The 11,508-nt window shown below is 46.6% G+C and carries 6 protein-coding genes and 1 pseudogene; 3 read left to right on the top strand and 4 right to left on the bottom strand.

What is annotated here, in order from left to right; translation table 11 throughout:
• Window positions 1–342: pseudogene (locus QUA36_RS29655) on the top strand (hypothetical protein); the annotation flags it as partial.
• Window positions 343–798: 456 nt separating this feature from the next.
• A complete protein-coding gene (locus QUA36_RS29650; protein ID WP_333459974.1) occupies window positions 799–3,261 on the top strand; it encodes an ATP-dependent helicase in 2,463 nt (820 codons plus the stop codon).
• Window positions 3,262–3,430: 169 nt separating this feature from the next.
• Here the strand turns inward: QUA36_RS29650 and QUA36_RS29645 are convergent, their stop codons facing one another.
• Window positions 3,431–5,167, bottom strand: a complete 1,737-nt coding sequence (locus QUA36_RS29645) for a pseudouridine synthase (protein WP_333459973.1) — start codon at window positions 5,165–5,167, stop codon at window positions 3,431–3,433.
• Between the two features lie 289 nt (window positions 5,168–5,456).
• On the opposite strand from QUA36_RS29645, the gene QUA36_RS29640 reads away from it, so the two are divergent.
• On the top strand, window positions 5,457–7,139 hold the full coding sequence (locus QUA36_RS29640) for a tetratricopeptide repeat protein (protein ID WP_333459972.1): 1,683 nt from the start codon (window positions 5,457–5,459) through the stop codon (window positions 7,137–7,139).
• Between the two features lie 641 nt (window positions 7,140–7,780).
• Here QUA36_RS29640 and QUA36_RS29635 read toward each other — a convergent pair.
• The 3 genes from QUA36_RS29635 to QUA36_RS29625 form a co-directional block, all read right to left on the bottom strand.
• The gene (locus QUA36_RS29635; RefSeq protein ID WP_333167169.1) at window positions 7,781–8,845 is read right to left on the bottom strand and encodes an aldo/keto reductase; all 1,065 of its coding nucleotides are present in this window, start codon (window positions 8,843–8,845) and stop codon (window positions 7,781–7,783) included.
• A 157-nt stretch (window positions 8,846–9,002) separates the two neighbouring features.
• A complete protein-coding gene (locus QUA36_RS29630; protein ID WP_333459971.1) occupies window positions 9,003–9,839 on the bottom strand; it encodes an MBL fold metallo-hydrolase in 837 nt (278 codons plus the stop codon).
• A 219-nt stretch (window positions 9,840–10,058) separates the two neighbouring features.
• Window positions 10,059–10,868 carry an SDR family NAD(P)-dependent oxidoreductase gene (locus tag QUA36_RS29625; RefSeq protein ID WP_333459970.1) on the bottom strand — a complete coding sequence of 270 codons (810 nt, stop codon included), beginning with the start codon at window positions 10,866–10,868 and terminating at the stop codon, window positions 10,059–10,061.
• Window positions 10,869–11,508 lie beyond the last annotated feature (640 nt).

Below are 11,508 nucleotides of genomic sequence, written 5' to 3'. Positions count from 1 at the left end.
GAGCCGTGTGATGGGAAACTATCAAGCACGGTTTTGGAGAGCGGCGACTCTCGTGAGGGAGTCGCCGACTTTAATTTTCTGGGTTTAGATCCAATACCTGTCTATGGAAAGACTGACAAAGATACTGCATTTAGCGGCAGGCGGATTAAAAGAGGGTTGTACAAAACATCAGTCGGTCGATTAATTAATTCTGATGTGAATGCCGCTTACAACATCCTCAGAAAAGCAATCCCAAATGCGTTTAGCGATGGGATAGAGAGCTGCGTAGTTCAGCCGAGGCGGGTCAATCCGCTTAAAGTGAAAGTGAAGGGGGAGGGGCTTAATGCCTCCCATGTCATGTAAGAAATGACTATGCTTTTACCCGCTATTGAATTTTATGCTGGTTTCAATTTAAGCTCGAATAGATAGCATTAGTTTAGCCGATACCGAAATGGAAACGGTAGAGGTTGAATACTTTGGGATTTTTAACCGCAGATAAACGCAGATGAACGCAGATGAAAGCCAATAAATATCGGTGTGATGACCGAAAACAATGGGGTAACAAGTCCCCGGATTCATCCGTAGAGCGAGAAAAAAGCTCCTCGCTCCCCATCGCCAGCCCCCGAATTTCTAAGCTAGGTTGCTTTATTCAATCTAAAATCTAAAATCTAAAATCTAAAATCGATTGATGGTTTGGGTTCTGGCATACGCGATCGCAACTAAAGCAAGTCGGTTTCTGATACCGTTTGAAAAGGCTGAACGCCACAAATATTTTTCTAATCTAAAATCTAAAATCTAAAATCTAAAATCTAAAATCGAATGACAGATGAATTTGATACTGATTTTATACGATCGACAACGGATATCGATCGCCCGGATGTAGCCTCAGCGCTTTCAGAATCAGGGGTTGCCGCAGTTTTGCGAGAACAAGCTTGCCTTAAAATTCGCGAAAGCTTGCGTGCGGGCCAGCAGGACATGGCGGATTGGCAAGGCGGCCCCCTTGCTGTTTCGGCGGTTCCGGGGGCCGGGAAGTCTACGGGAATGGCTGCTGCGTCGGCAATTGCGATCGCCCGCAACGGGCTTCACAACCGCCGCCAGTTAATTGTCGTGACATTTACGCGATCGGCTGCTGCTAATATTAAAGCTAAAATTCGGGAAAGATTGGCCCAATTGTCTTTATCTCAAGGCGGTTTTGCGGTGCACACTTTGCACGGTTTAGCTTTGAATATTGCGATGCGCCATCCTGATTTGTCGGGTTTAAATTTAGAAAATTCAACCTTAGTTACTCCAACTCAAAGTCACCGATTAATTCGCACCTGTGTAGAACTTTGGATTGCTGAAAATCCCCGCAGATATCAAGTTTTGTTGGAAGGACAGCAATTCGATGGAGAGGAAACGGAGAGGCTGCGGCGACAATCGGTTTTGCGGACGGAAATTTTGCCGCAGGTAGCTAAAACTGTGATTCACGAGGCGAAATCTTCTGGTTTGTTTCCCGAACAGTTGTTAGAAATGAGCGCTCTTGATACTGGGGACGGTTATGAGATTTTAGCAGTAGCTGGGGGTTTATATCAAAAATATCAGGCTTTGTTGAGGAGTCGGGAATTCATCGATTACGACGAGATGATTTTAGCCGCTTTGCGGGTGTTGGAAAATCCGAGGGCGAGGGCGAGCGAGCAAAAGCAAGTATTTGCCGTTTTTGAGGACGAAGCGCAGGATTCTACACCTTTGCAAACTCGGCTTTTGGAAACATTGGCGATCGATCCCGATCATCCTACTTTACCTCCCAATTTTATCAGAGTTGGCGATCCAAATCAAGCGATTAATTCTACCTTCACTCCCGCCGACCCGATTTATTTTAACCAATTTTGCGATCGGTGCGAAGTAGAGAATAAGTTAGCGACGATGGACGGTGCAGGTCGCAGCACCCAAGTAATTATCGATGCAGCTAACTTTATGTTGCAATGGGTAAATAGCTCGAAATTAGCGGGAACCGAACAGCCTTTTCGCGACCAAACTATTAAGCCAGTACCCAGCGATGACCCGCAGCAAAATGCAAATCCGGCTCCCATTGGTCGAGGCTTAGAATTGCATACTCCCCGCGATATTTACCATACAGTTGAGTTAATTGGCAAGCGGGTAATTGAGTTAGTAGAAGAATTTTTACCGGCAGATTTTGAATTCACAAAAAGTGAAAAAACTATCGATTCAGACGCGGAAGCTAGCGATGGGGAAAATAGTGCAAAATTGCCGTTAGAGAATCTGAAGTCGATGGCTATTTTGGTGCGGGAAAACAAACAAGGTAAGTTTATCAAAGAAGTGCTGGAAAATCCTCAAAAACACGGATTAAGCTTTGATTTACGGAAATACGGGATTAAAATTGAAGATGTGGGAGAACGCGACAGACATTCTCAAGTACCTTGGGAAATCTTAACACTGCTGCAATTTCTCGATCGCCCCCACTCTCCAGACTACCTGAAAGCAGCCTTAAAGATTTTGAGCGATCGGCAACTGATCCCCAAACAAGACTACAATGCTTTTGCGACTAGCCCCGAGCAATTTCTTTACCCAGGCCCGCTAGACCCGCAGCAGTCAGACCCAGTTCGCAAATGTCGCTATTTTTGCTGCGGTTTGCTGCAAGCTAGCTTAGAATTGCCACCATACCAAATCATTTCATTCTTAGCCTTAGCGCTGCAATACGACCAAACAGAATTAGCCACGGCCGACAAATTAGCAGAACGGGTAGCAATCCAAACCGCCGGCAACAATTCAATGCGGAATATTTTGGGCGTACTTAGCGAAATTGTCAGTTCCGAAAGATTTGAACCTGTGGATGCAGATGACAAAATAGAAGAACGTTATACCAGTAAAGGTCAACTAACAATTATTACGATGCACAAAGCTAAAGGATTGGATTGGGATTGTGTATTTTTGCCGTTTCTGCACGAACAAACCATCCCCGGAAATTTGCGAGTTTTGCCGCAAGCCCGATTTTTAGGAGATTTCACTTTAGCAGAGGTAGCAAGAGCACAGATTCGAGCAAGTTTGCACGAAAAATATCCTTTACCAAATCTAGGCGAAGCCTGGGAACAAGCAGGTTATTTGAAAACAGCAGAAGAGTTTCGACTTCTGTATGTAGCGATGACGCGAGCAAAAAGCTTGCTGTGGATGGCGGCGGAGAGAAAAGGGCCTTTTACTTGGAACAAACCAGAGAATTTACAGGAGCAAAAACCTTGTCCGGTAATGCCTGTTTTGAAGCAGAGATTTCCGAGCAATGCCATATAAAAGAAGTAATAATTAATCAATAATAAATATCTTGTTGCCCGACTCTACTGATGGGTAAAAACTTAAGCTGAAGTTCCCCCATTTGTTGCTCTGATTACTCAACAATAAATATTTGCTGCCTCAATCTGTAATTTCTACTGCTCAACAATCGCTCGTTGCCGCCCTTAGCTCAAAATGGTGTTTCTGCCTTTAGGTATAGCCTTTCTCCCAACTGCGGATGCTCAAATGAAAGTTCCCGCGCGTGCAAGTGTAGCCGCTTCGCAGCAGCCCGACATCCGTAAAGTCGATCGCCCAAAATCGGTATCCCCAACCCTCGGACATCCGCTGCATGAACCCTCAATTGATGCGTGCGTCCCGTCAGCGGCAAAAACTCGACGCGATCGCAATTTCCCTCCCTCGCCATTACCTGAAAGCGAGTAACACTGGGTTTTCCACACTCCCAATTGACTTGCTGGTAAGGGCGATTTTCTGGATCGCCCCAAAGTGGGAGATCGATCGTCCCCACATTAATTTTTACAGTACCCGAAAGCACCGCTTCATAAACTTTGTGAACCTGCTTTTTGGCAAATTGCTGCCTGAGTTGAATGCTAGTTTCTTTGTCCCGCGCCAATAGCAAAATCCCAGATGTTTCCCCATCTAAACGATGCACAACTGTCAAATTTAAACTATCCGGTAACAAGTTTCGCAAACGACTAAAAACACTATCTTGATTTTCCAGATAACGACCTGGAACTGACAGCAAGCCAGAGGGTTTATTGACCGCGATTAACCATTTGTCTTCATAGATAATCGGTAGCATTTGGGTAACGGGCAAGATGCCCGTCCCACAAGAAATATTATTGCTTGTGGGGAGTATGGGTTGGGCTTCTAGCCCGCCCGTAAAACCCTCATCCATATTAGAAACAATCGGATTTTGAGCCAATCCTGACAGCAAAAAACCCATTAACGGCTGACACCGATCGCCACAAGCGCCATAAAATTCTCCCTGAATCTTATCGCCCGATGGCGGCCCCCACCAAAACTCAGCCATTGCCAGCGGTTTCAGATTGTTTACTGCCGCGTAGTGGAGCAATTTTGGCGCGCAACAGTCGCCGGTGCCAGTGGGAATCGAATTATTTGGCATCAATGAGGAGATCGATCGCGATTTCCCCAAAAAATTCACCAGAGTGTAAGCCGCGTGCATTTGCGTCTGAAGTTCGCGGGAAAGTTCTTTTCGCCGCTGTTTCAACGCCCGCATCTGCCGATCCGCAGCTTCAATTAATTGTTTTAGCGGCTGCAATGTTTCGTCGCGCTGCCGTTTCAATTGTCTGCGTTCAATTTTCTCCAAACGGCTTTCTTGATTCAGTTGTTCCAGGGCAATTTCTAGTGTTTCTTCTGCGAGAGTTTGACACAGTAACTGGCGTTTTTCATCTCGCCGCAGCTTGCAATTGCGATGCCGATCGCTCAAAACTTGCATTTGCACTTCAAACTTCCCAAATAAGGCTTCATACTCTTGTCGCTGCGAGAGTTCATTCAGTGCAATAAGTTCCTGTTTCATCGCCTCCAATTGAGTTAACGTGCGGGCTTCCTCAAAAGCAACTCGATCTCGTCCCGGAATCGGTGGCACCCACCCCTCAACCATGCTGCAACCATTCAGCAGCCCGGAAAATGCTTTGAGTATCCCCTGTTCCCCCGAAGGCATCTCCACCAGTAATATGCCGTACATCTTCCCTTCGCGATCGTAGGAATAGTCAGCCGCCAGGTACTGCATCAAACCCCGCGCGAGATCCTCGGACATTCGAGTGCGCGGCAGTCTCAGCAGCTCGCCACTTTGAGGACAACGGCCTTCGTACCAATAATTCGGGTGCGAGTCGATCGACTCCCAATCACAGTCCGTGAAATCTAAAAGCGCGTGCAACTCTACCATATTAAATTTGGTTTGAAATCTGAATTAGGCCATATCTGCTTGTATGCTGGATGCTTTCGGTCAATCGAAAATCGAAAATCGAAGATCGACTGACCGTATCTTACAGGGGTGTACCGAAAGTGGGAAGGGTGCATAATTTTATACCTACTCGAATTAAGTAAAAATGATTGGTTGCACCAAGCCTGATATGCTAAATTTGTTTCAAAACAGCAGCGATATTAAGAAAAGCATAAGTTAATATATAAGACCGCAAGCTTGTTATCCCACTAAATTTTTATGTGAAAGGCGTATGCCAGACCTCTCGACTTCTGCTCCTGAAAACTCCTCAAACCCCCAACCAGCTCTGCTGCCGCCGATTTTAAGAATTTTTGCAGCATTTCCAGATTACGATCGGGGCAATAGATTGTACGCATCGGGAAGGTACGAAGCGGCAGTCCTTTGCTACGGAAAAGCGGTTCAAATTAAACCGGACTGGGCCAGGGCGTGGCTAAATCTGGGCAAAGCTTACAAGCAACTGCATTCCTACGCAGAAACCGTAGCCTGCGCCGATCGAGCTACAGCAATTAATCCCGAAGAATACTGGGCTTGGATGCTGCGCGGGACAGGGCTGTTAAGTTTGCAAAATCACTCAGAAGCGATCGCGGCTTTCGACACCGCAATTCAAATCAATTCAGAAAAGCACGAAGCTTGGTATCAGCGCGGCAGAGTTTTAGAGGAATTGCAGCAGTGGGATGCAGCCGCAACCTGTTACAAAAAAGCAACCCAACTTCATCCGAATTTGCCTGCCATGTGGTATCGGCAAGGCAACGTGTTGGTTCAAGCGGAGCGCTACCCTGAAGCCGTGGCCGCTTTCGAGCGCGCCCTGAAACTCGTCCCCACTAATTGGGAAGCTTGGCTGAACCGAGGTTTGGCTTTGATGAAAGCCGAACGCTACGCAGAAGCTGTAACTTCTTACGATCGCGCCATTCAACTGCAACCACAAAATAGTCTGGCTTGGTTCAATCGCGGCATTGCTTCCGCAAAATTGCACAAATATGCAGAAGCCGTGACAGCTTACGATCGCGTCCTGCAAATGCAACCCAACGACTGCGAAGCTTGGTTTTATAAAGGAATGGCCCTCAAACACCAGTGGGCAGACGCGGCAATTGCTTGTTTCGATCGGGCAATTCAAATTAATTCTTTTTATCCCGAAGCATGGATCGGGCGCGGTCAAACACTGTCAGAATCGAGAGATTTTGAAGGGGCGATCGCAGCTTTTGACCAAGCCGTTCAAATTAATCCGAATTTTCCCGAAGCTTGGCTGGGTAGAGGCATCGCCCTGGCAGGATTGGAACGCTACAAAGAGGCAATTATCGCTTACAGCAATGCCCTACAAATAGAAGGTAATTTTCTAGAAGCTTGGAACTTGCGAGGCGAAGCTTTGGAAAAATTACAGCAATACGAAGAAGCGATCGCCTGTTTTGATAAAGTAATCTCTCTGACTTCAGAAGCAGAAATTACATCAAAAGTAGGGTTGCAACAAGGCGCAGCGCTGGAAAAATTGCAGCGTTACGAAGAAGCCGTCGCAGCTTACAATCGCGTACTAAAAATCGTGCCCGACAATTTTGAAGCTTGGTTGAAACGCGGTAACGCTTTGTCAAAATTGCAGCAGTACGAACAAGCTCTAGCATCATACGATCGAGCAATTACTGTCTGGCCCGATAACTATCAAGGCTGGGTACAGCGAGCTCTGATTCTAGGGGAAATGCAGAATTATTCCCAAGCACTCGTCGCTTTTGACCAAGTGATTCAACTCAAGCCAGACAACTGGGAAGCTTGGGCGCAGCGGGGCGACGTTTTGCAAAAATTGCAGCGAACTCAAGATGCTATTAGTTCTTACGGAGTCGCCCTCGAAATTAAACCCGATTACTACGAAGCTCTAGTCAGTCGAGAAGAATTGAGACTCAAGGGCGCGATGTCAGGAAAGTGGTAAGGGGAAATTGACGAATAGTTTTGAGTTGGGAAATTGCTTTGTTCCTCCTAATCCCGCGCTGGGGTAAAGTTTGAACTATTTAACTTAAAACTAAAAACTTTCCGTCTTCTCTCTCCCTCTGCGTTCTCTGCGCCCTCTGCGGTTCATGAAAAAATCTAATTCCCACAACAATTAGTATTGCTATATCCGGCAGAATATCAGCTCATAATTAATGATATTCTGCCCGTTAAAATAACCTTGAGCAAGTTCAAAATCCACGTAAAAAAGCTTTGAGTTGTTACCACCAATATTCAATAAAATTAAAATTGGGTGAATAAGGTGATTGGTAAAGAACACTAGCGCCAACCGATTGAATCAATGGTTAAATCGAAGCCACTTAGTGAGCTGGGACATTATCCATGAAAACAACTGCACGCTTTTTACTTTCTTTACCAATTTCCCTTACAGTGTGGTGAAATAATCGTGTTTTGAAAAAAATCCACCCATTCAGGCGTTAAAAAGGCTCACCCAGCCTGCTTAACCTAGCTCCCTAGAAACCATCCAAAAGAGCCGGAGACAACCTCTCCTCTAGCCTTTCTGAGTTATCTAAAGAAATAATTTCGGCCTCATCCTAGATTTGCTTATGAATAATCCAAAACTGCTTATCCTAGCCACGATGGGTTCATGGCGGTACTATCAAATTGGTTGGTAGTTTTATACAGTTCGTATTGCCCTTTTGCAGCCGCCTCGCGAGTCCGATTCAGCATTGCTGCCACTTGTGCTTGATCCATCGGCTTAAACGTGCGAGCGGCCTCAAACGCTTGATCGAGGAGTTGCATACTATCAATGCCAGTAATCACGACTGAAGTAGGCAGATTCATCGCATAGTGGAGACATTCGATCGGGCTTACTGTATTACTTCTAAGCACGTAGGGGTCGCCCATAGATTTCATCCCCAATACACCTATTTGGTTCTTCACCAGCACCGGCAGAACTTGTTGCTCAAAACTTCTAAAATGAGCGTCCATCACGTTCAGCGGCATTTGTACCGCGTCAAAACGGAAATTGTTTTGAGCGGCAATTTCCATCACTCGCAGGTGAACCAAAGGGTCTTTGTGTCCTGTAAACCCGATGTAGCGAATCTTGCCCGCCTTCTGCGCTTCTACTAAGGCCTCCATAGCCCCGCCGGGAGCAAAAATGCGATCGGGGTCTTCCATCCGAATAATTTCGTGATGCTGCATCAGGTCAATGCGATCGGTCTGCAACGCTTTCAACGACTCGTCAATTTGCATCGCGGCCGCGCCCTTAGTGCGACCGTCAATTTTAGTCATCAGAAACACCTTTTGCCGGTAGCCATCCTTGAGCGCTGCACCCATCCAGCGGTGGCTGCGTCCGTTGTGATAGTCCCAGGAATTGTCCATAAAATTGATGCCGCGGTCGATCGCACTGCGAATGAGCTTAATACTTTCTTGCTCCTCTCGAAGCCGTCCGATATGGTGTCCCCCCAAGCCAATTGCAGACACTCGCTCTCCTGTGCGTCCCAGCGTCCTGTAACTCATCTCGCCGCTTTGGGTTTGAGCTTGGGCTACTTCATTTTTAACCTCTACTTGAGTCAGTTCATCTTGAGCTAACACGGGTTTCAACAACCCTTCTGAAGCAGCCAGCCCTGCTGCAACCAAACCTGAAGCAGAAGTTACTTTTAACAACTTGCGTCTGCTGATATTCATAAATGCCTTCTTCAAAAAACTACTAGGACTCACTCACCGCTTCGCTGCACTAAAGAGTTTTGAATTTAAGATGTCTTAAAATCCACAGCGCAGCCCGGCTGCAATCTCCCCAACTGCCTACTTTGCCTAATCAATAGTAATGATGAAATTTCTAGTTTTAAGAACTCCTAGACCCGTCAGCAAATGCTTTTAACTCAATAGCATCGTGACTGCAAAACAGGCGCACATCTTTACTATGCTGCACCGATAATGCGTGCAGCCGGCCTTGATTGAGCAACCGAGCCTTGCGATCGACCTCCATCATCCATTGGTAGGCGCGCAAACCGGGTGTGCAGCGTCGGTTAGCGGCATCCATCTCGTGTCGGTAGAAATAGGCATCACCTGCGTGCAGAAGCCAGCCATCGGGTGTATCAATGGCAATGCCAGCATGACCGCGCGTGTGCCCCACCAATGGGATTAGCAAAATCTCCGGCGGCAACCCGTCGAGGTCGCGGACAGCTTCAAAACCGAACCAAGGTTCGCCACCCGCCGAATAGTATTTCCAGCGTTTGACTTCATCCCACTGCCCCGGACGATAGCGCCTTTTTGTGATGAAACCGTGCCGATCCTGTGCGGCATCGATTTCAGCCTGCATGACGTGTACCCTGGCTTCCGGGAAATCCTCTAGACCACCGGCATGATCGAAATCGAGGTGGGTGAGTACAATATGGCGCACATCGCTTGGTGAAAATCCGAGCTGTTCAATTTGATGGATCGCCGTGTACTTGCGATCGAACTGAATGTTATTAAAATGGACGAAAAACGGGCTGAGCCTGGAGTAAGGCGACTGGATATCCCGCAATCCGAAGCCGGTATCAATCAGAACCAGCCCCTGATTCGTTTCAAGGAGCAGACAGTGGCAGACGAGGTGAGCCGTCAGACCGCGACTAAAGCCATCGAAAAGCGCCCCTCCAATGGGACACATACAGCCACAATTGAGATGATGAATTTGCATAAATGTGCTCTACTAAATTACTTAGGCGAGAACCATTTATTCCTCAGTTCCCATCCAAAGCCGATGCTGCATAATGGCATCGATGAACGCCTGAGAAAACTTCGCTAAATCGTCACTACTGGGAGAAGTAAACACGCTTTTATCGGCTGCCATCTTGCCATTGTCTGCGATGTTTACTTCCTTTAAATCTGCACATAAGAATAGTAAGATCGGCGCGAATTATTTGTTAGCAGAACCCGGTTCAGTAAGCTGGCGGTGCATTTCGGCATTAACGGTATCAGGCAAAACCTTGCTCGCGCTGGCCATAATCTTTGTTTTGAGTGAACCGGCAATGATGTCGTCCTTACCCGCCATCAGCGCCTCGAAGCCCTGCTTGGCAACTTCGGCCGGGTCGTCTTTCTTGTCTGCGCCCGCCTTCGTGTCGTCCATTCCCGCCCGATGGAAGAAGTTGGTATCCGTGGGCCCTGGCATCAGCGCGGTAACGGTGACGCCTGTGTCCTTTAACTCGTTACGCAGCCCTTCTGAGAACGAGTGTATAAATGCTTTAGATGCCGCGTAGACTGCCTCGAATGGCCCCGGCATTAGGGCGGCAATTGAGGATGTGAATAGAATCCGTCCCTGGCCGCGATCAACCATATCCTTGACTACCCGTTTAGCCAAATGCACAGACGAGACAACGTTGAGGTTAATCAAATTTAGTTCGTCCTTCAAGTCTGTCTCGCGGGCAAAGTCGCCCCCGACGCCGACACCGGCATTAATTGCGATCGCATCCACTGGCCGATTAGTCGCTTTAATCTGGTTGTAGACCGTCTCAACACCGTCATAGGTAGCGAGGTCTGCCTGCACTGTCTCGACTTTGACACCGAGTCCCTCAAAGGCTTGGGCCGCTTCATTGATGCTCGCTCCGGTGGCGGTGACTAGGAGATCGAATCCGTTTTGAGCGAACTGTTTGGCGAGTTCGTAACCGATACCGTTAGAGGCACCCGTCACGACAGCCAAGGGCCGGGTCAAAGAACTGTTTATAACCATCTAAAATCCTCTGTAACTGCTTCACGCTCGTTTGTCTAGGTTTGCTTCTCTGTGTACCCGACAATCTTTGTGGACTGTGGGCTTTCAACTTTTACAATGCTAAGGAGGTAGGAGTGGGATCGCATCTTTCCCAGGACATAAGCTGTTAGGCATTTAAAGACGGTATCACCTAAAACAAACTTCATGTAATTAGTATAATAATGACAGCATAGAATCATCTCATATAAAGAGCAAATAGAGAAATGATAGAAAGCGTTTAAAAACAACGAACAAAAGCAAAAATTTATATCAAGAACTAGGATAACAGTATTACTGAAAAAGGTAATCATGTAGCTAAAAATGCTGATTTTTATTTGTCAATAGAAACTTTCTCTTAGTGCATTCAGCAAAAATCCGTAAGATTTAGCAATTTTAAAACATAAACAGATGAATATTTAAGTGTTATTAAATACTATCGCCAGCTCACCAATCCAATAATTAGAATATAAATTTGGCAGATGGACAGCTCAAAGATTACCCAATTCTTGAAAAACTAGCGTCGGCACAAAATTAAGTAGCTCACAAATAGACCTCTTGCAAAATAATTTTATGATATAATGAAAAGTTTTGCTGAGAGTTGATTGAATCCCAACTCCTAACT

Source organism: Microcoleus sp. Pol10D4 (assembly GCF_036701555.1).
Taxonomy (GTDB): Bacteria; Cyanobacteriota; Cyanobacteriia; order Cyanobacteriales; family Microcoleaceae; genus Microcoleus.
Note: the sequence above shows the minus strand (reverse complement) of the source record. Positions and strands in the feature narration are given on the sequence as shown.

Coding starts and splice junctions, on each gene's coding strand:
- QUA36_RS29650 (WP_333459974.1), top strand. CDS start 799: ATGACAGATGAATTTGATACTGATTTTATACGATCGACAACGGATATC.
- QUA36_RS29645 (WP_333459973.1), bottom strand. CDS start 5,167: ATGGTAGAGTTGCACGCGCTTTTAGATTTCACGGACTGTGATTGGGAG.
- QUA36_RS29640 (WP_333459972.1), top strand. CDS start 5,457: ATGCCAGACCTCTCGACTTCTGCTCCTGAAAACTCCTCAAACCCCCAA.
- QUA36_RS29635 (WP_333167169.1), bottom strand. CDS start 8,845: ATGAATATCAGCAGACGCAAGTTGTTAAAAGTAACTTCTGCTTCAGGT.
- QUA36_RS29630 (WP_333459971.1), bottom strand. CDS start 9,839: ATGCAAATTCATCATCTCAATTGTGGCTGTATGTGTCCCATTGGAGGG.
- QUA36_RS29625 (WP_333459970.1), bottom strand. CDS start 10,868: ATGGTTATAAACAGTTCTTTGACCCGGCCCTTGGCTGTCGTGACGGGT.